Source organism: Desulfovibrio oxyclinae DSM 11498, from assembly GCF_000375485.1.
GTDB lineage: Bacteria > Desulfobacterota > Desulfovibrionia > Desulfovibrionales > Desulfovibrionaceae > Pseudodesulfovibrio > Pseudodesulfovibrio oxyclinae.
Genome location: NZ_AQXE01000016.1, coordinates 18730 through 44688 on the forward strand (window position 1 = coordinate 18730; position 25959 = coordinate 44688).

The following is a 25959-nucleotide window of genomic DNA, read 5'->3' on the forward strand; positions in this document are numbered from 1 at the left end:
ATAAAGGCATATGTTCGGCACCCCCGAGGAGACCCCATGATTTCGGATCGCAGCAAACGAATGTACATATTTCTGCTGGTGCTGACGCTTGGCGCGCACGCAGCGTTTCAAGGCTGGCGGACGCTTCTGAACAACTTCGCCGTGGAAGTCGGCGGGCTTGGCGGTTTCGACATGGGCATCGTCCAGTCGCTTCGGGAAGTGCCCGGGTTCCTCGCGCTGCTGGCCGTTTACGTGCTGCTGATTGTTCGCGAACACCGGCTCGCCGCGCTCTCCGTCGGGGTGCTGGGCATCGGCGTGGCCATGACCGGTTTCATGCCCTCCACTGGAGGCATCATCTTTGCAACCCTCGTCATGAGTTTCGGCTTTCATTATTACGAAACCATGAACCAGTCCCTGACGCTGCAATACTTCGGACATACCGAAGCCCCGCTGGTGCTCGGCAAACTGCGTAGCTTCGCGGCCCTGACCAACATCCTTGTGGGCGGCATCATCTTCGCCGCGGCATCCTTTACCGAATACACCACCATGTTCGTCTGCGCCGGAGCCGTGGCCGTGCTCACCGGCATCTGGGCCTTCATGCAGGACCCGACTCATAAGGAAATAGCCCCGCAGCAAAAAAAGCTGTTTTTGCGCAAGCGCTACTGGCTCTTTTACGCGCTGACGTTCCTTTCAGGGGGACGCAGACAGATATTCGTGGCCTTTGCCGTGTTCCTGCTGGTGGAGAAGTTCGGCTATTCCGTGCAGGAAGTGACGATCCTGTTCGTGCTCAACAACGTCATCAACTGGTACGTGAACCCCATCATCGGCCGTGCGGTGAACCGCTTCGGCGAGCGCAAGGTGCTCAGCCTCGAATACGGCGCGCTCGTGCTGGTGTTCACGGCCTACGCGCTGACCGACAGCCCGCTGGTGGCCGGGGCCCTTTACGTGCTGGACAACATCTTCTTCAACTTCGCCATCGCGGTGCGCACCTTCTACCAAAAGATCGCCGACCCCGGCGACATCGCCTCCGGCATGGCCATGGGGTTCACCATCAACCATATCGCGGCGGTGTTCATCCCGGCCATGGGCGGTCTGGCCTGGCTGGCGGATTACAGGGCGGTCTTCGCGGCTGCCGCGGTGATGGCCGCCGTGTCCCTCGTTCTGGTCCAGAAGATAGACTCGCAAGTGGCCAAAAATGCGCACAGCGGTTGACTTGCGCTGGACGCCGTGCTTGATTTGAAGAACCCGTATCCGAATTTTTTCATGATTTCCGGGCGAGCGTGATGCAGAAAAAAGAAGAATTCCCCAGTGTCTTTCTCCAGACTGGCGACTGCTACCTCGCCGTTCAGCCCACCATGGTCACCACGGTGCTCGGATCCTGCGTGGCCGTGACCATGACGCATCCGGGCAAGGGGATAGGCGCCATCTGCCACGCCTTTCTGCCCGACTCGCTCGAAGGGCAGCGGCGGGGGGAACGTGATCCGCAGATATGCCGGTACGTGGACACCGCCATTTCCAACATGCTCCAGGGCATGAACAAGCTGCGCGTTCCCATTTCCGAGTTGCAGGTCAAGCTCTTCGGCGGCGCTTCCGGACTGGCGGTGCGGCATACCGAGCACAGCACCTACAACGTGGGACAGCGCAATGTGGATGCCGCCAAAAAAATGCTCTCCGACTGGGGCCTGCGCGTGGAAACCATGGACGTGGGCGGCAACCGGGGACGCAAGATCCACTACCTGACCCATTCGGGCGAAGTCTGGATGAAACGGCTCGCCGACCAGCCCCCGGCGCAACCCTCCGGCCGATAGCCGGCCCCGCACCAAGGAGATTCCTGTCATGAAGAAAATAGCAACGCTCGCGGCGCTTCTGATACTCATCGCGACATCCGCCCGCGCTGGCGGCATATATCAATACTCCACCATCGACGCCCTGCTCGCCGGCAGGTACGACGGCGACCTGAGCATGGAACAGTTGCTGAAACGCGGCGGGTTCGGCCTCGGCACCCTCAACGGCCTCGACGGCGAACTGGTGGTGCTCGACGGCAAAGCCTACCACGTACAAGCAGGCGGCGAGGTCGTCACGGCGGAGCCGTCCGACCGGACCCCGTTCGCCACGGTCACGACTTTCGAAGAAGACTCCATCGCCTCCCTCGACGCCGTAAGCGACCTCGACTCGCTCAACAAGGCCATGCTCGACCGGCTGGTCTCCGAAAATTTCTTTCACGCCGTGCGTATCGAAGGCCGTTTCGAGATGATCAAGACACGCGCGATACCTGCCCAGACCAAGCCCTACAGGCCGCTCGTCGAAGCCATGAAGGATCAGGTCATCGTGAAATTCACCGGCCTCGAAGGCACCCTCGTGGGCCTGTGGACGCCCGGCTTCATGAAAGGTGTCAATGTGCCGGGATTCCACTGGCACTTCATCTCAGACGACGGAACGCGCGGCGGGCACGTGCTCGACGTTTCCTTCGACAAGCTGGTGGCCCGCATCGACGTGGAGCGGGAGTTCTCCATGACGCTGCCGGAATTCCTCGGCGGCGTGGACCTGAGCCCCGATCGCAGCGAAGCGCTGCACAAGGTGGAAAAGGATCCTGCCGAATGAGCGGCGACGAAGAGCGAACCCCCATCCGGGTCCGCGTTGACCCCATGCTGGAACCGATCATGGACCGGTACCTCGAAATCCGGCGGCGCGAGCAGACGGACCTTGCGAACGCACTTGCGGCCGAAGATATGCCCCTGCTGGCCGAGATAGCACACCGCATCAAGGGCTCCGCCGCTGCCTACGGATTAAAGGAACTGGACCGTAAGGCCCGCGAACTGGAACAGGCCGCCGTGGCACAGGAAGTAAAGACTTGCGCCGAAATCATCGCCTTTCTCGATGACTACATGGACCGTCTTGAAGTGACCTTCGGCCACAAGCGGAGCAGCACATGAACATCCTCATGCTCGCCATCAACGACCCCGCAGGCACCGGCATCCAGTTCTGCCGGGCCGTGAACCGCCACACTGCACATACCTGCCGCATAGCCACGCTGGAAACCCGGTATACCCATTCGTGGGAAAAGGACCTGCACGTTCCTGATCTGGATGAAAACGGTCTCGCCGAGTTGGAAAGGCTCTTTCAGACCAGCGACATTCTGCATTTCCACATGACGGCGGACGAGTTCACCCGCTTCGGTCCCTTTCTGCCCGCCGACCACCTCGCGGGCAAGGCTATCGTGCATCATCATCACGGGCACCATGACTTTCGCTCCGCGCCGGAGACCTTTCGCGAAAAATACGCGCGGCTCGGACGCCGGAATCTGCTGGTAAGCACGCCGGACCTGCTGCGCCTGCTGCCCGAAGCCCGCTGGCAGCCCAACCTCGTGCCGCTGGATGACCCCGGCTTCACTCCTTCCGGTATCGACCCGCGTGAGGGACCGCTCAGGGTGGCGCACTCGCCGACCCGCAAGGACCTCAAGAACACGGACGACCTGCTGGCAGCCGTTGGCGAGCTTTCGGAACGAGGCATCGAAATCGAACTTGATCTCATCGACGACGTGCCCAACCGCGAATGTCTGGAGCGCAAACGCCGCTGCCATGTACTTTTCGACCATATGCAGGGCTACTACGGGGTAAGCAGTCTCGAAGGTCTGTCGCAGGGGCTTGCCGTCATCGCGGGACTTGATGAATGGAACATGGAACGCATTCACGAATTCACTGGCGCCCCCGAGCTGCCGTGGGTCATCGCAAGGGATCGCGACTCGCTTCGCGATGCGCTGACCGTTCTGGATGCGGACCGGGAGCTGTGCCAACAGACAGGCCTGCGTTCGAGGGCGTTCATGGAGCGCTTCTGGAGCGACGCGCGCGTGGCCGGGCATCTAGCGGAGTTCTGGGAAAACACCTGAGCCGGTTTGCCAACCGCGCCTCCTTGAGATAAGAACGGATACTGGAGACATACCCTATGGGCAACATCGGTCGCATACTCGCTTTCGTCATCACCGCCGCAGCCGCCGCGGGCGTCATCCTCGTGGGTTCGGAAAATCCCGGCGGAGCCGACAAACTGGCCGCGTCGGAAATCCGCCGAGCCGTGGATCCGAACGTGGTCGTCGTGGAAGACCCAGTCGCCCCCCGGGACTCGCAGAACGCATCCGCAGCAAAGGCAGGCGAAACGCCAACCGGGATGGAGCCGGCCCGGTCCGGAAAGGATGCTGCTGAGCGAACAGGAAATGACGACACCGACTCCGTAGCGGAAAAGCCCACGGTAAAAGAAGACGGTGCCGCGGAAGATGCCGGGAAGGCCGCAGGCGAAGCAGCCCAAGTGCCCAGAGAAATAACGGACTTCTCGCTGGTCCCCGAGGACGGCGGCTTCACGCTCAACGTGGTCGGGGCTTCGCCTTCCGATCCGGTGAAATGGTTCACGCTGCAGGCGCCCAAGCGGTTCGTGATCGACATCCCGGGCAGCTGGGACATTCGGGGTGAAAACGTCTTTCGCATCGATTCGGCGCCGGTGCGGCACGTGGTTGCCGGGGTACACTCCGACAAGGTGCGTTTCGTCATCCATTACAGGGAAGATGCCGTCCTGCCCGACGGGCCGCCGGTTGCCGACGGGCATAAAGGACTGCTCAGCCTGACGGTTCGCTGAGCGTCCGGGGGAAAAGCACCCTCGTCCGTCGCTCAAATGTAACAAACGGGTCATTGCCGTGTAACCGGGGAAGAGTAGCCGTACTGAGTTCCGGGACCTGCCGGAAAACAGACAACGAATCCGAACGGAGTGGCATTATGGGCAACGTGAAGGTGACTTCCACGAATCTGGATTTCTATTATTCCGACTTCAAGGCGTTGGAAGATATCACCATGGACTTTGAAGAGAACCGGGTCACGGCTCTCATCGGTCCCTCCGGCTGCGGCAAGAGTACCTTCCTGCGGTGCATCAACCGCATGAACGACCTCATCCCGGGCACCCGCGTCGAAGGCAAGATAACGCTCGACGGGGAAGACATCTACGCCCCGGGACTCGACGTGGTATCCCTGCGCAGACGCATCGGCATGGTCTTTCAGAAGCCAAACCCCTTTCCCAAGACCATTGCCGAAAACGTGGCCTACGGGCTGCGGGTCAACGGCATCAAGGACCGCGTCTTCATCGACGAACGCGTGGAGGAAAGCCTCAAAGGCGCCGCGCTGTGGGATGAAGTCAAGGATCGCCTGAACACCTCGGCGCTGGGGCTTTCCGGCGGACAGCAGCAGCGGCTTTGCATCGCGCGGGCTCTGGCCGTCGAACCCGAGGTGCTGCTGATGGACGAGCCGGCCTCCGCGCTCGACCCCATCGCCACGCAGAAGATCGAAGACCTGATCCACGAGCTGAAGAAGAACTTCACCATCATCATCGTGACGCACAGCATGCAGCAGGCCGCCCGCGTGTCGGACCGCACCGCCTTCTTCTACATGGGCAGGCTCATCGAGGTAGACAGCACCAAGCAGATGTTCACGAAACCAAAGAACAAGCAGACCGAAGACTACATCACCGGCCGGTTCGGTTAAGTCGTACAGCGGGAGAGCATTATGGAACAAAGAGCGCATTTCACCCAAAAGCTCGAAGAACTCAAACTCATGGTTCTTCGCATGGCCGCACTTGCGGAATCCGCAGTGCACAAGGCAACCAAGGCGTATCTTGAAGGCGACGCCGACCTTGCCGAGGAAGTCATCAAGGGCGACACCGCCATCAACGACCTTGAGGACGAAATCGACAAGTTCAACCTTGAACTGCTCGCGCTGGACCAACCCATGGCCGTGGACCTGCGGACCATCGTGGGCACCATGCGCATCACCGTGAACCTCGAACGGCTCGGAGACGAGGCCGTAAACCTCTCGCACCGCGCCATGTTCCTGAGTTCGCGCCCGCCGCTTCCCTTCAACACCAAGATGGAAAAGCTGGCCGATACCGCCAAGGGCATGCTCGCCGACTCGCTCAAGGCCTTCGTGGACAACGACGTACGCCTCGCCGAGCAGGTCTGCCGCACCGATGACAAGGCCGACGAACTCACCGTGCAACTGCTCAAGGAATTCATCAACGACATGGTCACCGAGTCGCGCATCGTAGAGCGCGGAGTGCACGCCATCATCGGCGCAAGGCACCTTGAACGCGTCGGCGACCTCGCCACCAACATCGCCGAGACCGTCGGCTTCATCGTGGAAGGCGACAGCATGAAGCACAATTGTCGCGGCTAACCCCGTACAATACGTGAAACCTTTTCTGGCCGGAGGCGCTCCATAGGAGCGGCTCCGGCCTCGTCTTACCCGGCATGGAAAACCCAACCGAAAATAGACTGCCAAAAGCTGTTTACAGGTGGTGCGATTTCCGTTAAGGGTGGTAGCTCTCATAAGCTTTTTTCAATGAGAAAGGCTTGTGAAACACACGGCATAACGGCCGTGGACTGGCTCCCGGAGCCAATCCAACAGAAACGGACCCGGCACCTCGGACCGGACGTCACGACTGGAGGAAGTCCCTGCCAAAAAATATATATGCGAAATTCGTCCGAGGCTGTTGTTGGAGGTAACAATGGAAAAGAACAATGAAATCGAATCCCCTGAAATGGAAATGAACTTTGAGGCCGCCCTCGAAGATTATCTCAATTCCGACTTTGGGGAACTTGACGAAGGCACCATCGTAAACGGTGAAGTCGTCAAGGTGGACAAAAACCACGTGCTCGTGGACGTGAACTTCAAGTCCGAGGGACAGATCCCCACAGCAGAGTTCACTGACGCCGAAGGCAACCTGACCGTCGAAGTCGGCGACAAGGTTGACGTATTCGTGGTTCACAAAGACGAAGGTGAAGGCTCCATCAACCTGTCCCGCGAGCGGGCCAAGCGGATGCAGCTTTTCGATAAACTGGAAGAACTCCAGGAGCAGGATGGCGTGGTCCCCGGCCGCATCATCCGTCGCATCAAGGGCGGTTACACTGTGGATCTCGGTGGCGTCGAGGCATTCCTGCCCGGCTCCCACGTGGACCTGCGCCCCGTTCCCGACATGGACGCCCTCGTCGATCAGAGCTTTGACTTCAAGATTCTCAAGATCAACCGTCGTCGCAGCAACGTCATCGTCTCCCGCCGCGTCCTGCTTGAAGAGCAGCGCGCCGAACAGCGTGAAAAGCTGCTCGAAACCCTCGAAGAGGGTCAGGTTGTGGAAGGCAAGGTCAAGAACATCACCGAATACGGTGTGTTCATCGACCTCGGCGGCCTCGACGGCCTGCTGCACATCACGGACATGTCCTGGAAGCGCATCAAGCATCCCAAGGAAATGGTCCAGCTGGGCGACGATCTCGAACTGAAGATCCTCAACTTCGACAAGGAAGGCCAGAAGGTCTCCCTCGGCCTCAAGCAGCTCGTTCCCGATCCGTGGGAAAACATCGCCGAGAAGTACCCCGAAGAAAGCAAGCACGTCGGTACGGTCACCAACCTGGCCGATTACGGCGCGTTCGTGGAACTCGAATCCGGCGTGGAAGGCCTCGTGCACATCTCCGAGATGAGCTGGACCCGCAAGCTGCGTCACCCCTCCCAGATGGTGAAGGTTGGCGACGAAGTGAACGTCATCGTTCTCGGCGTGGACCAGGACAAGAAGCGCATCTCTCTCGGCATGAAGCAGGTCAACCCGAACCCGTGGGACGTGGTGGCCGAGAAGTACCCCGAAGGTACCGTCCTCGAAGGCTCCATCAAGAACATCACCGAGTTCGGCGTGTTCATCGGCATCGAGGAAGGCATCGACGGCCTCATCCACGTTTCCGACATCTCCTGGACCAAGAAGATCCGCCACCCGTCGGAAGTCTACAAGACCGGTGACGTGGTGCAGGCCAAGGTCCTCACCGTCGACAAGGAAAACGAGAAGTTCACCCTCGGCGTCAAGCAGCTGGCCGAAGACCCCTGGACTCAGGTCCCGGGCAAGTACCCTGTCGGACAGCTGGTGAACGGTACCGTCACCAACATCACCGACTTCGGTCTGTTCGTGGAAGTCGAGGAAGGCATCGAAGGTCTGGTGCACGTCTCCGAGATCTCCCGCAAGAAGGTCAAGAGCCCGTCCGAGATCTACAAGGAAGGCGACACCATCGAGGCGAAGGTCATCCACGTCTCCGCTGATGAACGCCGCCTGGGCCTGTCCATCAAGCAGACCACCGAAGAAGAGCCCGCTCCCGCGCGCAAGCCCGCCAGCAAGACCTACGGCGGAACCACCGATTCCGGTGCTCCGACCCTGGGCGACCTGCTGCGCGAAAAGCTTGAAGAAGTCGCCGGAGAGGCTGACGAGTAAGACTGAATGGAAAAACGCCTGCGTTTCTCGCAGCGGCACCCCTTCCTTTTCGGGGTGATCCTGATCATAATGGCCGTGGCCCTCGTTACGGGGGCCATGGCCCTTTTCCGTAGTGCGGAATCCGGCGCTTTCGCCGGTGAACGCCTCGGGGAACTCCGCGTGGACGGCGTCATCATGGACTCCGCCGACATGGTCGAGTTCGCGCGCAAGCTCCGCGAGGACGACACCGTCAAGGGCGTCCTGCTTCGGGTCAACACTCCCGGTGGCGCCGTGGCTCCCTCCCAGGAGCTGTATCAGGCCGTCAGATCGCTGGCTGAAGTGAAACCGGTGGTCGCTTCCTTCTCCACTGTCGCCGCAAGCGGCGGCTACTATGCGTCCGCCCCTGCCACCAAGATTTACGCAAACCCCGGCTCCCTCACCGCCAGCATCGGCGTGAAGGTGGAATTCGTCACCCTGCGCGATGCGTTGGAAAAGCTCGGCATCACGCCCGAGGTTCTGACGACCGGTCGCTTCAAGGCATCCGGCACCCCCCTCAAGGAACTGGACCCTGCACAGCGCCAACAGCTGCAAAGCGTCATCGACGACCTGCACGACCAGTTCGTGGAAGACGTGGCCAGAGCCCGTGGCATGAAGCGCGAACAGGTGGCCTCCATCGCCGACGGCCGGGCCGTTACCGGACGTCAGGCCATGGCTTACGGGCTCGTGGATGCACTGGGCAGCCGCGAAAACGCCATCCGCGAACTCAAACGGCTTGCCGGGCTCGAAGGTCCGGTCCCGCTGGAGAGCGGTCCCAAGGTGGAAGAACCGCTGCTCAAGGAACTGCTCGGAGTCAATCTTTCATTCGATTCCCTCCTCTCCGGGTGGAAAATTTCATACTGATTCACAATATAACGGTGATGACTTGCCCACACCGTTAAGGTAGTCTCTTCAAGACCGTTCAAGATGAACCGGGGAGACCTCATGCGCTGCACTTTTGTCGGTGTCGGGGAAGCTTTTGACGAGACTTTTCCCAACACCTCGATCCTTTTGGAGTCCGAAGGTGCCTCCATACTGCTCGACTGCGGATTCACCGCAGCTCCCGCCTTCTGGCGACACTCCGAGACACCGCTGGATTTAAGCGCGGTATGGATCAGTCATTTTCACGCCGATCACTGGTTCGGACTGCCGTGGCTGGTGGCTCGAATGAACGAAGACGGCCGATCACAGCCGCTCACTCTCATGGGGCGTGAAGGCATTCACCGCCGCGTGGAATGGCTTTTGGACATGGCCTATCCCGGCCTGCGCGACAAACTGGGATTTGAACTGCGCTACAAGAACGCAGCCGCCGGTGGTTCCGATACGGTTCACGGCTTCAGGGTGCGTTTCGCTCACAGCGGGCACTCCATTGAGAGCCTCGCCATACGACTGGAAAGGGACGGCAAGTGCGTCTTCTATTCCGGCGACGGCGCTCCCACGGAAGAGAGCGTTGAACTTGCAAGAAATTGTGACCTTTTGATTCAGGAGTCGTATATCTTTTCTGGCCCAGTGGACGGACATGGATCAGTGGAAGAAGCGATTACGATGATGAAACGGGCACGGGCCGGGAAGCTCGCTCTCGTTCACCTCAACAGACGACTGGCCGCGGAGAGACTGCGCGACGTCGATTCAAAACTGTCCGAATCGGGCGTTGACGGCTTTGTGCCGCAACCCGGAGACAGCGTGGACGCCTGAGGCGTTCACTGGAGCAATGCATGGCTGACAAACGATATGATGCCGTTGTTTTCGACTACTTTGAGAAGGAAAACGGCAATATAGTCCTTCTGAGCGAAGACCCGCTCTTCTTCAAGACCCTTCGGTCCACCGTCGTCAAGACCATCGGAACCAAGCGGGACTGCCTCTATCATGTGCAGAACACCGGCCCCGCCGCCAAGGCCATCAAGGCGCTCATGGAGCGCAAGATGCCCGTCGTCGTCTGCGTGGAGCGTATGGTGCAGGGCAAGCCCAGCACCGACTTCATTCTGGCGCTCAAGAACATGTACCCGGACATCCGCATCATCGTGCTCATCGGTGAAACGCGGCGGGAGAACATCGCCTATTTCTACGAGATCGGCGTGAACAACGTCATCTCCAAGCCCGCTTCGGTGAACAACATCATCGAAAAGCTGGCCTTCACCATCAAGCCGCAGGGCAAGCTCTCGGAACTCATGCACACCGGCAAGCTCCTGCTGGATCAGGGCAAGCACAAGGAAGCGCTCGGCATCTGCGCCAAGATTCTCAAGCTCAAGCCAGGCAGCCCCGCGGCGCTGATGCTCACCGGGGACATCTACCTCGACGTGAACAAGCGCGACAAGGCGCAGGAAGCATACATGGCCGCGCACGAAAGCTCGCGACTGTATCTGGAGCCCATCAAGAAACTGGCAAACTTCTACAAGGGTCACGATCAGGAGCAGTACCTTTCCTACCTCAAGAAGCTCGACCGCCTGAGCCCGCTGAACACCGAACGCAAATGCGAAATCGGCGCGGTGCATGTGGAGCGTGACGAGCTGGAGCGCGCCGAGAAATACTTCGACCAGGCCATCGACACCGCCACCAAGGAAGCCATGAGTCTCGTGGCCGGAGTGGCCGACAGAGTGGCCTCCTCCGTTTCCAAGGTTTCGCCCCGCATGAGCGAGAAGTACCTCGTCAAGGTGCTGGACCTCAAGGGCGACAACCTCAGCAAGGACGACATCGGCACCTTCAACCGCCTGGGCATCGCCCTGCGCAGTCAGGGCAAATGGCGCGAGGCCATAGAGAACTATGAGCGCGCGCTCACCATCTCTCCCAATGACGAGGGCCTGTACTACAACATGGGCCTCGCCTACCACGACGGCGGACAGCGTCGCGAGGGAATCGACGCCATGGAAAAGGCGCTGAATATCAATCCGGACTTTTTCAAGGAAAAGGAAGGCGTCAGCCTGAACATCGGCAACATGTACGTGGAGCTTCGCCGCTATAACGATGCCCGGCCCTTCTTCGAGGAAGCGGCACGGATCAACCCCAAGGGGCGCGGCACGAAGAAGCTTCAGGCTCTCAAGAAGGTCCTGAGCTGATCCCGCGGCCGTAACGACGCCGAGCACAAACGGGGAGGGACGGATGGCCTCACCCGGCCTGAGTTCACTGGTAGATTTCGTCGAACATCGCAACGGCGTGGTGGTGGCCCTGTCGGACGACAAGGTCATCCACCGCACCCTGCGCTCCGCCATTCACCGCGTGGTGGATACCCGCAAGGACTGCCTCGTGAGCACCGCCAGCCGGAAAACGGCCATGGACACGCTCAAGGAGCTTGCGCAAGCCAAACGCCCGTCCCTGCTCCTGGTCGAGCACCGCTTCAACGGCCGCTCCGGGACCGACGTGATACTGACCGTGTCACAGCAGTATCCGGACACAAAGATCGTCCTCCTCACGGCCGAAGTTCAGGCCGGGAACATCGCCTACCTGTTCGAGCTGGGCATTGCCGGAGTAGTGGTCAAGCCTGTTTCGATCAACAACATGCTCGAAAAGATGTCCAACGCCATCAAGCCGCCGGACGACCTGCGAACACTCATGTCGGAAGGCCATCAACGGCTTGAGGACGGCGATTATGACGGCAGCGAAGCCGTGGCCCACCGCATTCTCGAAATCAAACCCGGCAGCCCGGCCGGTCTCATGCTGCTCGGCGACATCCACATGGCGCAGGATAACCGGGAAGCGGCCATCAGCTCCTACCTGCGTGCCCACACCGAGGCAGAGCTGTATCTGGAACCTTTGAAACGGCTCGTGACGGCCTTCAAAGGGCTCGACGACGACAAGGTGCTGGAATACCTCACCAAGCTGGACTGGATCAGCCCGTTCAACCCCACCCGCAAGCAGGAGATTGGTGAAGCCTACATGCGCCGGGACGATCAGGAGCGCGCCGAAGGGTACTTCGACCGCTGTCTGGAACTGGTGCAGGAAGAGCTGCCCTCGCTCTATTCCAGCGTGGCCTCAGGCATCGCCACTGCCGTGGAGAAGCAGGCTCCGGGCATGGCCGCGCGGTATCTCAAGGAGTCGCTGGACGCCAAAAAGGACAAGCTCGACGAAAGCGACATCGACACCTTCAACCGTCTGGGCATCGCCCTTCGGCGTCAGGGCAAATGGCGGGAGGCCGTGGAGGAATACGACCGCGCCCTCGGCATCGCACCCAAGGATGCAGGCCTGCATTACAACCTGGCCCTTGCATGGCACGACGGCAACCGCCGCGGCGAAGCGCTCTCCAGCATCCGAAAAGCCCTTGAGCTGGACCCGGCCCTGCCGAAATACGGCGACGGCGTGGCCGTGAACATCGCCAACGTGTTCCTGAACGCAGGCAGCCCGGAACGGGCGCGCCCGTTCTTTGAGACCGCGCTGGAACTCAACCCATCCAACTCCAGCGCCCGCAGGCAGCTCAAGCTGATGGACAAGACCGCATCAAAGGAATCCTGAGCCTTGATTGGGCGAACCGCTTCTTAAAGCAGCGCCGGCCGTGTCTGGGCGTCGATGTATTCCCGTATCCTGAATTTCGACTTGGCACCATTGTAGCTCATGTAACGAATCTTCCCGAAGATGGGCCGTTCAGTCCATCCCCTGTCGTGTACACCACCGATGGACCATGCCACGCCCGTATAGCCGTTGGAATCGCGCCCATCGAGCTGATAACGGTCATTAAGGTAAATGGCCCGCTCCATGGCCTCGGCATAATGCGGCGTCCACTCCAGAATCTTCTTGGCCCAGTACATGCGCATGTAGTTGTGCATGTGCCCGGTGCGCACCATCTCCAGCTGGGCCGCGTTCCACAGGTCATCGTGGGTGGCCGCCTTCTCAAGTTGCTCCAGCGAATAGACGTAGGGCCGGTCGTCAGCCAGATGGTCTTCAAGCGTTCCCACGGCCCAGTCCGCAAAACAGCCGGGGTTGTCGTAGTCCGGATCATGAAAGCAGAAGTTGTCGGAAAGCTCGCGACGCACAACAAGCTGCTCCACGTATGCGGCAACGGAGTCCCTGTCCCGTCCGCGCGCCGTGACCTCCCAGAGCACCCGCAGTGCGGATATCTGGCCGAAGTGCAGATACGGCGAAAGCCGGGACACGCCCGGATTGGTCGGCACGTTGCGGCCCTTGCCGTAACTGTCCAGCTCGCCGCCGATGAACGCCTCCAGCCGCTCGGCCGCGGCCTCCTCGCCCGGAACGAAATTGGTCTCCGGCAACGCCGGAGCCTGCCGCACGTACTGGAACGCCTCCTCAAAGCTCGCGGTCTCGGGGCGCTTTTTCAGCGAAAAGGGATGCTCCGGCAACTCCGGCGGCTCCACCAGAAACTCGGAGAGACGCTTGTGTATCTTGGGGCGGATCGTTCGTGCCGCGTATTCACGCTTGTCCGATGCAACCCTGCAAGGGACCGTGTTACGCGAGTCCACCTCCCAGACCTCGCCGTGCACCGAGTCGGCAACGGTCTTCATCCAGCCACGCTTGAGCCGCAGCACGTCAAAGTCCATGACCAGCGCGGAGACCTTCAGCTCACGCACCATCTCCGGCACCACCTCCTCCGGCGAGCCGAGGCGCATGAGGAACGGTATTCCCTTGGACTCCAGAATAGCCGAGGTCTCCCGCAATCCGCGCAGCAGAAAATCAAACTGCCGCGTCGCCGCCTCCAGAAACGCCGGGGCCAATCCATAGAGTACCACCAGCGGCACCTTGCGCCGCTCGGCGAGCGACTGCGCGAAGAGCAGCGCGTGGTTATCGCGCGCCCGGTGTTCGCGGTGCATCCAGAGGGCCACCGGCCCGTTTCCGCCGCTTTCCGACTTGACTGCGTATGCTCTTGGATCATCCATGCCCGACAGTTTACACCATTACGGCCAACTGGCAACTTGCAACCGCCACCGTGAGCGGTTAAGACCATGCGCATGGCTATGCAATTCACGGAAAAAGAAGAACGGATCCTCGCGCTGGCGGGCGGCGACATCCCTGACGGCCCCGAGCCGTTCAAGGCCATCGCAGAAGCCGCGGGAGCCGACGAGGCAGAGGTCATCAGCCTTCTCAAGACCCTCAAGGCGCGCGGCGTGATCCGTCGCTTCGGGGCCACCCTGCGGCACCAGAAGGCCGGTTACGGACACAACGCCATGGTCGCATGGAAAATCCCCGACGAACGCGTGGATGAAGCGGGCGAGATATTCTCATCCTGTCCCGCCATCAGCCACTGCTACGTGCGCCGCACCTATCCCGAGTGGCAGTACAACTTCTACACCATGATCCACGGCAAGCGCCCCGGCGAGACCGACGAGATCGTCGCGGATCTGGAAAAGAAGGTCGGCATCACTGACCACTGCACCCTCAGGAGCCTGCGCGAACTCAAAAAGACCTCCATGGTCTACTTCAAATACGACAAGGATTGATGATGGACTCCAAGACACTCTACGCCAAGGCCCAGACCCTCATGCCCGGCGGCGTCAACAGTCCCCTGCGCGCCTGCCGCTACGTCAAGAGCGAACCCGCCTTCATCGCCCGCGCCGAAGGCTCTCACGTATGGGACGTCGAAGGTCGCGAATACATCGACTACGTCCTGAGCTGGGGACCCCAGATTCTCGGACACTGCGACAAGACCGTGAATGACGCCGCCCACAAGGCCGTCGATCTCGGCTCCAGCTACGGCGCGCCCTGCGAAGGCGAAATTCTTCTGGCCGAAGAGATTTCCAAGCTCATCCCCTCCATGGAGATGATGCGCATGGTCTCCTCCGGCACCGAGGCCACCATGTCCGCCCTCAGGCTGGCGCGCGGCTACACCGGCCGCAGCAAGGTGGTCAAGTTCATCGGCAACTACCACGGTCACGCAGACTCGTTCCTCGCCGCCGCAGGCTCCGCCGCCGCCACCGTGCCCGGCACCCCCGGCGTTCCCGAGGACATCGTCAAGCACACCCTGCTTGCCCACTACAACGACCTCGAAGCCGTGGAAAAGCATTTCGCCGAAAACGGCGACGACATCGCCTGCATCATCGTGGAACCCGCGGCAGGCAACATGGGCCTCGTGCTGCCCGAACCCGGCTTCCTCGAAGGGCTGCGCGCCCTGTGCACCAAGTACGGCGCCCTGCTCATCTTCGACGAAGTCATCACAGGTTTCCGCTTCAGCATCGGCGGCGCCCAGCAGCGTTTCGGCATCGAGCCGGATCTCACCACGCTCGGCAAGATAATCGGCGGCGGCTTCCCCGTGGGCTGCTACGGCGGCAAGCGCGAGATCATGAACCACATGGCCCCGTGCGGCGGCGTCTTTCAGGCCGGAACCCTCTCCGGCAACCCCGTGGCCATGGCCGCAGGATACGCCACTCTCAAGCGCCTTCAGGAATGCGACTACGACGCCCTCGAACAGCGCACCACCAAGCTCGCCGAAGAGCTGACCGCAATCCTGCGCGAAAAGGGACAGCCCGCAACGCTGGTACGCATGGCCTCAGCCTTCACCATCTACTTCACGGATCAGCCGGTGGTGGACCAGCGCGGTTCCGCAGCCAGCAACGCCGACACCTACGCAACCTTCTGGCAGCAGATGCAGGCACAGGGCGTCAATCTGGCCCCTGCCGGTTTCGAGTGCACCTTCACCTCCTTCGCCCACACGGACGAAGATTTCGAAAAAACCCTCGAAGCGGCCCGGAACGTGAAGTTCTAATGTGAATCAACCACGGCCCTCCCCGCGGAGGGCCGATCTTTCGGCGGAACCTTCCACAAGACCCGCCGCTCCCGACCCGGCATCCGGCACGGGAGGCATACCCCATTTTTGGAGACGATCCATGCTTGATCTGAAACTGATGCAGAACGACCCGGACAAGGTTCGCGAAGCCCTCAAACGCCGAGGCGCCAACCTCGACGTGGACGAGTTCGCCGCCCTCGACGCCAACCGCAAGAAGCTCATCAACGAAGTCGAAGAACTCAAGGCCGAACGCAACAAGGCCGGTGCCGAAATCGGCAAGCTCAAGCGCGAAAAGCAGGACACCACCGAGATCATGGAACGCATGGGCAAGGTCTCGGCCCGCATCAAGGAGCTCGACGCCGAACTCTCCGAAGTCGAAACCGCCGAGAAGGAATGGCTCATGGCCGTTCCCAACATCCCGCACGAGAGCGTGCCCTTCGGCGAATCCGAAGACGACAACCCGGTCCTGCGCTACTGGGGAGAAAAGCCCGAAATGGACTTTACCCCGCGCGAACACTGGGACCTCGGCACCGAACTCGACGGCCTCGACTTCGAACGCGCCGCCAAGCTCACCGGCTCGCGCTTCTGCGTCCAGAAAGGTTGGGCCGCACGCCTCGAACGCGCCCTCGCCCAGTTTATGCTCGACACCCACGTCACCGAACACGACTATACCGAGATGGTCACCCCCACCATGGTCAACCGACAGACCATGACCGGCACCGGACAGCTCCCCAAATTCGAGGAAGACCTCTTCAAACTCGAAGGCTGGGACTACTACATGATCCCCACCGCCGAAGTGCCCCTGACCAACCTCTACTCCGGCGAAGTGCTCAGCGAAGATCAGCTGCCCATTCTCTTCTGCGCTCACACCCCCTGCTTCCGCTCCGAAGCAGGCAGCTACGGCAAGGATACCAAGGGACTCATTCGCCAGCACCAGTTCTACAAAGTGGAAATGGTCAACTTCGCCCACCCCGATAAATCCTACGAAGCCCTTGAAACCATGACCGCCCGGGCCGAGACCATTCTGCAGAAACTCGGCCTGCACTACCGCGTCATCGCCCTGTGCACCGGTGACATGGGCTTCTCCGCCGCCAAAACCTACGACCTCGAAGTCTGGCTGCCCGGACAGGACAAATACCGCGAGATCAGCTCCTGCTCCAACTGCGAAGACTTCCAGGCCAGACGAGCCAACATCAAGTTTCAGCCCAAGGACTCCAAAAAGAAAGAGTTCGTCCACACCCTCAACGGCTCAGGACTCGCCGTAGGCAGAACGCTCGTGGCAGTCATCGAAAACTACCAGCAGGCAGACGGCTCCATCATCGTGCCCGAAGCCCTGCGCCCCTACATGGGCGGCCTCGAAAAAATCGAAGCCTAAACCCATACGGTAACTCAATGAAGAAGGCCTTGCGCGGACCGCGCAAGGCCTTCTTTTTGTCTCCGACGGGCCCTTCGGGCGGACAAAAGGGGCGACCCCCCTTTGGAATCCCTGAGTTGTCAGCGGGATTGCAGCTGCCGGGTTCATGCGGTCGCCCTACTCGCGTCCAAGCTGCAACCCCGCTGACGGGGATTATAGTTCCGTGCGTCTTGGCTGACGGACTTCGTTAGCAGAGTTCAGCTTAATAGGGCTCTCTCAGCTCACACATTTCCCTTCGGAACTCCCATCAAACCATCCACTCCCGCCAACCAAGTACCGCAGCAATGCCGATCGAGGCATAGAGGCTCTTTTGACCGGTCACGCAGGTCCGGGTGGTGGTTGTATCCACAAACGTTTCACCCGGAGCAGTGACCGTGTCATAGAGCCTCTCGCCGAGAGCGGCGGCGCACCCCCAAAAGCGCAGTTTTTGCCTTCTTTTTTCTGCGCAAGCAAAAAAGAAGGTCGGCCGACAGGCCGAAACCTGCAACTCGTGCGGAACAGCAAGGCCTCCGGCGGGCCCTTCGGGCGGACCAAAGGGGCGGGCCCCCTTTGGAATCCCTGAGTTGTCATCGGGATTGCAGCTGCCGGGTTCATGCGCTCGCACTACTCGCGTCCAAGCTGCAACCCCGCTGACGGGGATTATAGTTCCGTACGTCTTGGCTGACGGACTTCCTTGACAAAGCAACATTCAAAGAACTTCAATGCGCACTCCCCCTCTGCGGAGACTTTAGCCAAATCAACCGGCAGGCCTTGAAGCTTCACAATTTTCCAAACCTTTAGTTGTTACTCTTTACGAAGTCTGATACGTGCTACCGATGCGATGGATGGTGCTCTGCATATTATTGTCGGTCCTTGTTCCGACCGAGTGTTTTTCCCGGACAAGCGCTGTTCCGGAGAGCATCATCGTGACCCATGCCAAGTCCATGCCGCCATTGTCTTTTTTGGATGATGAAGGCCGGCCTGCAGGGCTTATCATTGATCTCTGGCGCGAGTGGGAGGGTGCGACCGGCATTCCGGTCTGTTTTCGGCTCACAGAATGGCAAAACACTTTCACGCTGATCGAAAACGGCGGTGCTGATGTCATCGGGGGACTGTTCTACAGCCCGGAACGTGCCATGAAGCTGGCTTTTGCCGGTGCCTTCGTCGAATATTCCGGCAGCTACTTTGCATCCAGACACCTTGCTGTCAGAAAAGTGCGTTCGGAAATTGATGAACCGCTTGCCGTGGTGATGGGTGATTATGCTGTGGATTACCTTCGGGACAACGAGCGCGACGTCCGGGTGGATTACTATCCGAGTGCCGAGGCACTGTTTTATGCTCTGGAACGCGGCTCCGTGTCTTTTTTCCTGATGGATACTGCACTCGCGGAATGGAAGCTGGAGCAGATGGGTGAACGGAGTCGATTTCTCTGGATGGACCGCGCCTATGAGCGTGATTTGCAACCTGCGGTTCAACGTGGGCGCGATCAACTGGTTATGTTGATCAATGAAGGATTCCAGAACATCCCGGCCGAACGAAAAGAGGAAATCATCTCCAGTTGGATCCCTCAGGAAGGGGAAAGCAGCCTGAGGTTGTGGGACATACTTGGACTGGGCGCGGCCGCGCTGCTCGTGGGCTTCGCCATGTTCATCTTCACGCGCATGTCCCGCCGTCCCAAGCTTATCTGATTCCTTCTTTTCCGCCTCATCGCAAGCGCCTTGGCCTTTCTTGCGTCATGCCACGTATTCAGGTGACACCGCTGACATCAGAACGGGAACACGTTGTAAACGGTACGTGTCCACGCGCCGAGTGCGGCAAAGAATCCACCTGACAGAAAGTCTCCCAGAATCAGCCCCACAAACAGGAAACGCAGCTTGTTGTAGAGCTTGGTGCCTCCGTAATGCAGGCACAGGTGGTTGCAGAGCCAGCCGAGGAACATGCTGAACCACAGAATCTTGAGCGTGTCCGAGTAGCAGACGAGATACCCGATGGGATGCAGGGGCCACCACGGGAAACGGTAGTAGCAGAAGATAAGCAGCCCCATGACCACCGCGCCTGCGGACGAATAGATGATCATCCATTTGTTGGGCCCGGTGGGCACGTCCACGAGCCGCTGTGCGCTCTCGTAGTTGGCGATGACGGTCTGGGTGGCCCAGTCGAGATTCAGCTCTCGGATGCCGTATTTGTGGCAAAGCATGAGCATCACGGCAAAGCCGGCAGCAACCGCCAGCACAAGGGAAAGCCCCAGCGCGCCGATGACCATCCTGCGTTTGATGGAGCGCTCCGAAACCTTGCAGGAGTGGAACAGGGTCGGCATGACCGAGTCTTTCACGTCCAGAAACAGCACCTTCTGCATGACGGCGGTGGCGGCGATTCCGGCGGAGCCGAAGAAGCCCGAGCCAAACAGGCCGGTAAGGCCGTCGCTGGGCGCGGCGGTGAGCGTCAGGAACGGGATGCCTCCCTGACAGACGGCGCGGGCCGTCACCAGCATCACGATGAAGAACGCGCCGGGCAGCAGCAGGGCCGCCAGCGGCGGCAGGCCGAAGTACCAGCACCAGACAGCCAGAAAAAGCAGCCCGAAGACGGTTCCCCACAACGGCCAGATGGGCGGCGTCCATTCCTTGGGCGCTTCCGCACTTTCCGGCGCGCCGCTGATGAACGGAGCGCAGACCGGACGCACACTGCATATCCAGACTTCCTTGAGGTGATGGCGGGCGAGCCAGACAAGAAAGATGAAGAATATGACGTAGGCCCCTATGGTCTGGGCCGCTTCCGGACGCGCGAGGTCAGGACCGAAGGTGGTCCCGAGGGCGGCCTCGGGAAGCTGCCAACCGAGCACGTAGAGCAGGCCGAATAGCAGCCCCGCCAGTATGTGGAAACCCCACAGACTGAAACTGATCTGCCGCGTGGTCAGGAAAGCGAAACCGATGAAGGCGGGCACGATGGCCAGCTTGAGCTTGTGGAAGCCGGAGAACAGCCCGAACTTGGGGAAATATTTCCCTGCCAGAATCAGCGTCGGGATTTCCGGAATGACCGGATAGTATTTGCTCAGACCGTTGACCGCGTGCAGACACAGGGCCAGCGCAAGGCCCCAGAGCAGGAAGCGGTTGGTCCAGAGTTGGCCGGACTGTCCGTCGTCCAGCGCCTTTCCCATTATCTGCGGGGTGCGCAGCATGGGAAACGTCACGCGCTCATTGACCACCCACTGGCGACCGAAGAGCCGCATCAGGCAGATCATCACGAAATAGGACGCAAGGATGAACACGGACCAGACGCCGAGCACCGGCAGCCACGAGATCCACGGGATGCCCGCCGCGATTTCGCCGTAGTTCATCTCGCGGGCGTCGGGAAGTCCGTCGTAGAGCAGCTTCACAGTGTCCGGATCCGAGGGGTACCACGCGTCGGGCAGGAATGGTTGAAGCGCCTCGGCCCAGCGGTATCCTTCCGAGGCGAAGCGTTCCGGAGCCGTGATGTTCACGAAGAAGCTCTCGGCCAGCCCGCCGTAGGAAATGGTGGCAAACAATGCGGTCATGGCCCAGATGACGAGTATTTCCGAGCCGCGCAGCCACGGCCTGCCGCCGCCGACAGAGGACTGCACCGCGCAGATCACGTAAAGCCATGCCGCGATGAAGAACGGTGCCAGCGGGAACGAGCCGGACCCTACCGGCGTGTTGCCGAGCACCGCGCTGTTGTAGGGGGTCACCGCACTCATGACGATGCCGAAGATCAGGCCGAGGACCATCGAGCGGATTCGTATTCCGTTCATGCCAGATCCTCCTTCACGCCGCCGAGTTTGCGGTCGATGTGGCTGCGCAGGTCTTTCGCGAAGCTCTCGTTGGCTTCCTCGTCGAGGGAGCGCCAGGCCAGAAGCTGCTTTCTGAGATCATTGATGAAGGTTCGGTTGAGGTTCTGCCAGGCCTTGGCTTCTCCTGCCTCACGCGTGATGCTCACACGCACCTGTCTGAATCCCTTGTAGATTTCCGAAGGGCAGAAGATGATATGCACCTTCTGTCTCACGCCAAAATCAAAGGGTGCCAGCCATGCGCGCAGGTTCATATCGAAGCAGAAGTCGTCGTGATCCAGCTGTTCGCCGGTGAGTCCGGAAAGGATGGACTGGTCACGGAAGGCGGACTGGTCCCGGTCCACGAAGGTGCACTCCACCTCATCCGTACAGAACGCGCCGTGGGAAACGTCGTGATGCGCCATGTAGTAATCGCGCAGGAACCCACCCGCACTGAACTGCTCGGAAAGCTTGATGAGGAACGGCAACTCCACCGTCAGCGTGTCGCCCTTGGGTTCGGGCATGGTCCATGAACGGTTCACGTCCGGGATGGCGATGCGCGCCGCCACCTTGGCCGGATATATGGATGAGACCAGCGCCACGGCGATGACCAGCAGCATGGCGGCCACGCCCGCAGTGGAGGAATAGTTGGCGGTCATGCCCGCCCACAGCGGCGTACCGGCAAGGAACGCGGCCGCCCCTTGTGCCAAGAGATAACCGAAGACCACCGAGATGACCGCAAATGCCAGCGCCTCGGCGATGAACAGGAAAGCCACGTGCTGCGGCGCGAGGCCGATGGAGGTGTAGACCGCGATCTCGCCCTTGCGCTCGTACACGCTGCCGATCATGGTGTTGAGCACGATCAGGATGGAGATGAGCACCGGGATAAGAATGTTGGCCGCACCCGCATAGCTCACGGTATTGGCCGTGTAGTAAAGCGAGGTGCCGTCCGGGCCGCCCCGGAAGATCATCATGCCGAAGCGATCGCCTAGGTCGCCGCCGGGCTGCTCCGACGTGAGCGGCTTGACCNCGATGCCCTTGAGCTTGCCCGCGCCGCCGCCCAAGGAGAGCAGCACGTGGGCCGGGATGATCACGGTTTCGTAGCCTGGGATGTGACGATAGCGAGACTGGTACGAGACCACTTCCTCACCTTCGTCGATGGCCTCGGCCTCCACGTCGGAGAGTCTCGACGCCGCCTCGTTGGGGTACACGATGGGCGTGATCGGCTCGCCGTCAAGGTCAGGATTGTCCCGCAGGCCCGTGTCCGAAAAGACGCCCACCACCTTCAGGTCGAATCCCCAGATGTCCACCATGTTTCGTGTCGGGTCTTCCGGGTCCACGTTCAGCTGCTTGGCGATGCGCTCGGGCAGCATGACCACGGCGCGTTCGCCGGTCTTGAACCAGCGTCCGCTGGTAAGGATCGAATCCAGCCCGGAGACCATGGGTTCGAGATGCGAGAGGCCGACCACGCCGCGCGCGGCCGCTTCCTTGTCCCCCTTATTCACGGGAATGAGCGCCGCCCGGGACATGTCGTGCGGAGCGTACCATGCGCGCGGAGTGACAATGCCTTCCTTGCCCCACGCGGAGCGGGCCACGGAGAGCGACTCCAGCGGCATGTCCTGCCAATTAAAATATTTAAGCAGCAGCCCCTCGTACGTGGCGGTATCGCTGAAGCGCGACCAGCCCTTCTCGCGCACCGACTTCACGGTGGTGAAATTCATGATGGTAAACGTCAGGATGATCAGCGTGATCAGGGTCAGGGCCGTCCGGATGGGTCGCCTGCGCAGGTTGCCGACCCCGAGGGAGAAGGCCGCCCCGAAGGCCGCGGTGGCGCTCAGGTTGGATATGCGGATGTGCTTGGAACGTTGCTGAAGCTCCACCATCTCCCGTTCGAAACGGAAAAAGATGATGAGCCCGACAATGAGCGAAAGCCCGAGGATGAAGAACGCCAGCACCACCACAAGGGGGCTGTAGGTCAGATCAAAGGCCGGATGCACCGCATAGATGGCGCCGATGACCAGCCCGAGCATCCCCAGAAAGGCCACGATTCGCTTCTTGATGTCCGCGTAGCCGAAGACCAGTCGCTCCATGCAGTAGGCGAACGGGATGAACAACGCCACATAGAACAACACGCCGATCAGCACATCCTGCTGGGTCTTGTCCACGTCGTTGTACACCCGCGAGGCCTTTGAGAGCGAAGCGCGGGCGGACTCCACGAAGCTGCGCCAATTGCGGTCTTCGCGCAGCTCCTCGGCCCGCTGGAGATCGTCGAGACCACGTTGCCAGAGGCCGCGGATGCGGTCATTGACGATGCCCCGGCTCTCCAGCGCGCGGATACGAGGGGCCAGAAGCCGCCACATGTCCCGCGCGGCGCGGTATTCGGTCAGGGGGATGACCGGCCAGTTCTTGGCGAGGTAGCCCTTGCCCATGGGGTGCTTTTTGTCGGCATTGAGCAGGAGCACCTTCTTGTCGATGACCGTATCGGAAAGCGTCAGCTTGATGGGCGTATCCGGCTCCAGAAAGAGCGTTCCCAGCGTGGACCAGCGCGTGTCGAGGCGGCTGTACCAGTAGTTGAGCGGCGGCGCTTCGGTGCGCGCATCGATGAGCTTCGGCCGGTACAGGTACTTGAACGTGCGCGGGTCGAACATGTCGTAGAGCGTGGTCTGCGTGCAGTTGAAGAGGGTCAGCCCCGTCTCCATCTGCGAACGGCTCATCTTCACGCGGTAGTTGGCCTTGCCGGTCTTGGGCTTGTTGATGGCCCACTCGGCGAGTCCGGTATCAGGATCAAAGCCGAACCCTTCGATGACAGCCTTGTGATAGCTGATCTTCTTGCTCGCCAGCCCCGGAACGCGGAAGATGCCTTCGGAGTCCACCATGGAATACATGCGCGTGGTCCACTGGAAGGCCAGCATGACCCCGCCGGTACCGGGCTTGTCCGGGAATATCTCGCCCTTGCGAAGCAGGTTGGCCCGCCCGGTCAGGACACAGTACCGGTTCTTCTTGAGTTCCCCGGGATTCTGCATGGGCGTGCGCGCAAGAGCGTCCACAAGGGCCGTCACCGTGCGGGACTGCCGATCGAGAAAGTCTCTGTCGATGGCGTCGGGCGTGTCGAACGGCGTATGCCACTTGGCACGCGCGTCGTGCAGCGTGGCCAACGTGAAACCGCGACGTCCCGCAATGGCCATGGGTTCGCCGCCCATCTCGGGGTTGTCCGGAAGATAGCTCTGCCACGAGCGCACCGCGCTGGGCCTGAGCGTTCCCTGATACAGCGAACTCAGTTCCCGGGGAAGCTTGGCCGCGGCCTCGTTCATGATGTCGTGAATGACTGAGAAAAAGCGGGTGCGGTTCACGTGCGGCTTGAGGTGATAGAGCCAGCCCTTGTCAAATCCGCCTACCCCGTTGCCGTGACTGGAAAGATGCAGTCCCACATGGGCCGCCACCGGCCTGTCCCCCACGAGATCGCGCACTTCGAACAGGCTCTTCATATCCTCAAGCTGCTGCCGCGCGTCCTCGACAATGCGGCGCTCCTGCCTGCGTGCCTCCCTCAGAAAAGTCCCGAGCAGCGCCCGCTCGTTTTCCTTGAGACTGACGTCGCCGCCCGTGGCCTGCACCCACTGCAAGCGTTTGAGCTCCATGCGCTGTTTGGCAAGCCGGTCTATCTCGTTCTGATCGGCGGCCTTGCCGAGCAGTCGCAACCGCATGAGGTCCGTGGTGAGCACGTCCTCCCGGTCGCGCACCACGCGCCGAAAAGCCGTGCGCAACAGCTCCTCGTCCGTATCGGACTCAAGCATCTCCAGATCGAGAGGGTTGTCACGTTCCAAGAGCCAAAGAGTCTTCTCGGCATCGGAAAGTCGTTTCTCAAGGTGCTGGCGACGTTCCCGCAACGCGTCGTCGTCCACGGCAATTGCCTGCGTGAACTCGCGCATCCCGAGCTGCGATTGCGCCGAAGCCCCCGCAGAGAGCAGAAGAACACTCCGGTCAGGAGGGTTGTCGGCAAACTTCGCCGCGACATCGGCCAGCGCCGCAGCGGACGCGGCCTGATCGGCCCCCGGAGAAGCACCGGCAGCCCAGCTCCCGGCGTCATGGAATGCCTGAACAATCAGCAACTCGTCGGCAAGCTCTGGATCGGCGCCCGGAATGTGGACCCAGACGTTTTCCCCTTGCTCGCGCGTCCAGCGTGCATCGGCGGTAAGCGTGCATTTCCCCAGATCACGGGGACCGCGTTGACGGAAATCCGCACCCAGAAGCGCCTCGGCCTGATCCTCCGGAAGCCAGAGGAAAGGCAGGTCCACCGGGGTAGGCTCGTACTTGATGGAAAAAAGGCTGCGGGCATTCTGGATATCCCTGCCCGGCCCCACGAAGATGATGGCCCGTGCCCCCAGCATGGCCGCATTGTTCCAGTTCTTGCCCGAGGCAAGCTCCATGACGACCACCGCGCCCTCGGCGTCGAGCCCGGTGAACTCCGAAAGCGTCCCCATGCCCGCATACAGCGCCGGTCCGGAATACCCCGGCGGCGGGATGGCACCCGGAGCTAGCGCGTTGGAAGTCAGCTGTTTCGGACGGTATACCGCCTCGGACCCTTCCAGCGAAATGGTCGCGCCGCCACGGTGTACCCGCCCCACACGAAACGTCTGCCTGCCGGATTTGGTGCCCGGAAGCTGAGAGGTAATATCCTCAAGCCGCTTCAGGACGATCGAAGCCGCCTCGCGCGCCCCTTCGCTGCCCGGCGTGCGATCCGGTATCGAAGACAGCTCCTCGATGACCGCATCTCCCTGCGGTCCGGCAAACGCCGGAACCGAGACGAGCAGGCACAGCAGGCTGAGAATCGCAAGAAGAGCGGCGCGGCGCATG

The 25959-nt window shown here is 60.8% G+C and carries 20 protein-coding genes; 17 read left to right on the plus strand and 3 right to left on the minus strand.

What is annotated here, in order from left to right:
• Positions 1-36: 36 nt before the first annotated feature.
• The 13 genes from B149_RS0114715 to B149_RS0114775 all read left to right on the plus strand — a co-directional run bounded on the left by B149_RS0114715 (position 37) and on the right by B149_RS0114775 (position 12714).
• On the plus strand, positions 37-1191 hold the full coding sequence (locus B149_RS0114715; protein WP_018125932.1) for an MFS transporter: 1155 nt from the start codon (positions 37-39) through the stop codon (positions 1189-1191).
• A 71-nt stretch (positions 1192-1262) separates the two neighbouring features.
• Complete coding sequence (locus B149_RS17485) at positions 1263-1787, plus strand: chemotaxis protein CheD (RefSeq protein ID WP_018125933.1); 525 nt, start codon at positions 1263-1265, stop codon at positions 1785-1787.
• Between the two features lie 28 nt (positions 1788-1815).
• The gene (gene budA, locus B149_RS0114725) at positions 1816-2580 is read left to right on the plus strand and encodes an acetolactate decarboxylase (RefSeq protein WP_018125934.1); all 765 of its coding nucleotides are present in this window, start codon (positions 1816-1818) and stop codon (positions 2578-2580) included.
• A complete protein-coding gene (locus B149_RS17490) occupies positions 2577-2912 on the plus strand; it encodes an Hpt domain-containing protein (protein ID WP_018125935.1) in 336 nt (111 codons plus the stop codon). Before budA ends, B149_RS17490 begins: the two co-directional genes overlap by 4 nt.
• Positions 2909-3865, plus strand: coding sequence for a glycosyltransferase family protein (locus B149_RS0114735; protein ID WP_018125936.1), 957 nt, complete (start codon positions 2909-2911; stop codon positions 3863-3865). Before B149_RS17490 ends, B149_RS0114735 begins: the two co-directional genes overlap by 4 nt.
• Positions 3866-3921: 56 nt before the next feature.
• Positions 3922-4602: an AMIN domain-containing protein gene (locus B149_RS0114740; protein ID WP_018125937.1), complete on the plus strand. Its 681-nt coding sequence runs from the start codon at positions 3922-3924 to the stop codon at positions 4600-4602.
• Between the two features lie 137 nt (positions 4603-4739).
• Positions 4740-5498 carry a phosphate ABC transporter ATP-binding protein PstB gene (gene pstB, locus B149_RS0114745; RefSeq protein WP_018125938.1) on the plus strand — a complete coding sequence of 253 codons (759 nt, stop codon included), beginning with the start codon at positions 4740-4742 and terminating at the stop codon, positions 5496-5498.
• A gap of 21 nt (positions 5499-5519) precedes the next feature.
• Positions 5520-6185, plus strand: coding sequence for a phosphate signaling complex protein PhoU (phoU, locus tag B149_RS0114750; RefSeq protein WP_018125939.1), 666 nt, complete (start codon positions 5520-5522; stop codon positions 6183-6185).
• Between the two features lie 331 nt (positions 6186-6516).
• Complete coding sequence (locus B149_RS0114755) at positions 6517-8256, plus strand: 30S ribosomal protein S1 (RefSeq protein ID WP_018125940.1); 1740 nt, start codon at positions 6517-6519, stop codon at positions 8254-8256.
• Positions 8257-8262: 6 nt separating this feature from the next.
• Positions 8263-9135, plus strand: a complete 873-nt coding sequence (gene sppA / locus B149_RS0114760) for a signal peptide peptidase SppA (protein ID WP_018125941.1) — start codon at positions 8263-8265, stop codon at positions 9133-9135.
• Positions 9136-9216: 81 nt separating this feature from the next.
• On the plus strand, positions 9217-9966 hold the full coding sequence (locus tag B149_RS0114765) for an MBL fold metallo-hydrolase (protein WP_018125942.1): 750 nt from the start codon (positions 9217-9219) through the stop codon (positions 9964-9966).
• A gap of 20 nt (positions 9967-9986) precedes the next feature.
• Entirely contained in the window at positions 9987-11324 is a 1338-nt protein-coding gene (locus tag B149_RS0114770; protein WP_018125943.1) for a tetratricopeptide repeat protein, read from the plus strand.
• Positions 11325-11367: 43 nt separating this feature from the next.
• Positions 11368-12714, plus strand: coding sequence for a tetratricopeptide repeat protein (locus tag B149_RS0114775; protein ID WP_018125944.1), 1347 nt, complete (start codon positions 11368-11370; stop codon positions 12712-12714).
• Between the two features lie 23 nt (positions 12715-12737).
• On the opposite strand, the gene phrB is transcribed toward B149_RS0114775, so the two are convergent.
• The gene (gene phrB, locus B149_RS0114780) at positions 12738-14090 is read right to left on the minus strand and encodes a deoxyribodipyrimidine photo-lyase (RefSeq protein ID WP_026167649.1); all 1353 of its coding nucleotides are present in this window, start codon (positions 14088-14090) and stop codon (positions 12738-12740) included.
• Between the two features lie 72 nt (positions 14091-14162).
• Between phrB and ahbB the strand changes: the two genes are divergently transcribed.
• From ahbB to B149_RS0114800, 4 genes are all read left to right on the plus strand, one after another.
• Positions 14163-14651 (plus strand): siroheme decarboxylase subunit beta, encoded by a 489-nt coding sequence (gene ahbB, locus B149_RS0114785; RefSeq protein WP_040373022.1) that lies wholly within the window; start codon positions 14163-14165, stop codon positions 14649-14651.
• Entirely contained in the window at positions 14651-15913 is a 1263-nt protein-coding gene (gene hemL, locus B149_RS0114790) for a glutamate-1-semialdehyde 2,1-aminomutase (RefSeq protein WP_018125947.1), read from the plus strand. The genes ahbB and hemL overlap by 1 nt, the downstream gene beginning before the upstream one ends.
• Before the next feature lie 121 nt (positions 15914-16034).
• Positions 16035-17309: a serine--tRNA ligase gene (gene serS, locus B149_RS0114795; RefSeq protein WP_018125948.1), complete on the plus strand. Its 1275-nt coding sequence runs from the start codon at positions 16035-16037 to the stop codon at positions 17307-17309.
• Positions 17310-18253: 944 nt separating this feature from the next.
• Positions 18254-19015, plus strand: coding sequence for a transporter substrate-binding domain-containing protein (locus B149_RS0114800; protein ID WP_018125949.1), 762 nt, complete (start codon positions 18254-18256; stop codon positions 19013-19015).
• Between the two features lie 77 nt (positions 19016-19092).
• Here the strand turns inward: B149_RS0114800 and B149_RS0114805 are convergent, their stop codons facing one another.
• Positions 19093-21093: a DUF6785 family protein gene (locus tag B149_RS0114805; RefSeq protein ID WP_018125950.1), complete on the minus strand. Its 2001-nt coding sequence runs from the start codon at positions 21091-21093 to the stop codon at positions 19093-19095.
• Complete coding sequence (locus B149_RS0114810; RefSeq protein WP_018125951.1) at positions 21090-25958, minus strand: FtsX-like permease family protein; 4869 nt, start codon at positions 25956-25958, stop codon at positions 21090-21092. Before B149_RS0114810 ends, B149_RS0114805 begins: the two co-directional genes overlap by 4 nt.
• Position 25959 lies beyond the last annotated feature (1 nt).

Bases quoted from the DNA above. Each gene is read 5' to 3' on its own strand.
- pstB (WP_018125938.1), top strand. From the start codon at position 4,740: ATGGGCAACGTGAAGGTGACTTCCACGAATCTGGATTTCTATTATTCC.
- B149_RS0114765 (WP_018125942.1), top strand. From the start codon at position 9,217: ATGCGCTGCACTTTTGTCGGTGTCGGGGAAGCTTTTGACGAGACTTTT.
- B149_RS0114755 (WP_018125940.1), top strand. From the start codon at position 6,517: ATGGAAAAGAACAATGAAATCGAATCCCCTGAAATGGAAATGAACTTT.
- budA (WP_018125934.1), top strand. From the start codon at position 1,816: ATGAAGAAAATAGCAACGCTCGCGGCGCTTCTGATACTCATCGCGACA.
- hemL (WP_018125947.1), top strand. From the start codon at position 14,651: ATGATGGACTCCAAGACACTCTACGCCAAGGCCCAGACCCTCATGCCC.
- B149_RS0114805 (WP_018125950.1), bottom strand. From the start codon at position 21,093: ATGAACGGAATACGAATCCGCTCGATGGTCCTCGGCCTGATCTTCGGC.
- phrB (WP_026167649.1), bottom strand. From the start codon at position 14,090: ATGGATGATCCAAGAGCATACGCAGTCAAGTCGGAAAGCGGCGGAAAC.
- phoU (WP_018125939.1), top strand. From the start codon at position 5,520: ATGGAACAAAGAGCGCATTTCACCCAAAAGCTCGAAGAACTCAAACTC.
- ahbB (WP_040373022.1), top strand. From the start codon at position 14,163: ATGGCTATGCAATTCACGGAAAAAGAAGAACGGATCCTCGCGCTGGCG.
- sppA (WP_018125941.1), top strand. From the start codon at position 8,263: ATGGAAAAACGCCTGCGTTTCTCGCAGCGGCACCCCTTCCTTTTCGGG.
- B149_RS17485 (WP_018125933.1), top strand. From the start codon at position 1,263: ATGCAGAAAAAAGAAGAATTCCCCAGTGTCTTTCTCCAGACTGGCGAC.
- serS (WP_018125948.1), top strand. From the start codon at position 16,035: ATGCTTGATCTGAAACTGATGCAGAACGACCCGGACAAGGTTCGCGAA.
- B149_RS0114740 (WP_018125937.1), top strand. From the start codon at position 3,922: ATGGGCAACATCGGTCGCATACTCGCTTTCGTCATCACCGCCGCAGCC.
- B149_RS0114735 (WP_018125936.1), top strand. From the start codon at position 2,909: ATGAACATCCTCATGCTCGCCATCAACGACCCCGCAGGCACCGGCATC.
- B149_RS0114770 (WP_018125943.1), top strand. From the start codon at position 9,987: ATGGCTGACAAACGATATGATGCCGTTGTTTTCGACTACTTTGAGAAG.
- B149_RS17490 (WP_018125935.1), top strand. From the start codon at position 2,577: ATGAGCGGCGACGAAGAGCGAACCCCCATCCGGGTCCGCGTTGACCCC.
- B149_RS0114775 (WP_018125944.1), top strand. From the start codon at position 11,368: ATGGCCTCACCCGGCCTGAGTTCACTGGTAGATTTCGTCGAACATCGC.
- B149_RS0114715 (WP_018125932.1), top strand. From the start codon at position 37: ATGATTTCGGATCGCAGCAAACGAATGTACATATTTCTGCTGGTGCTG.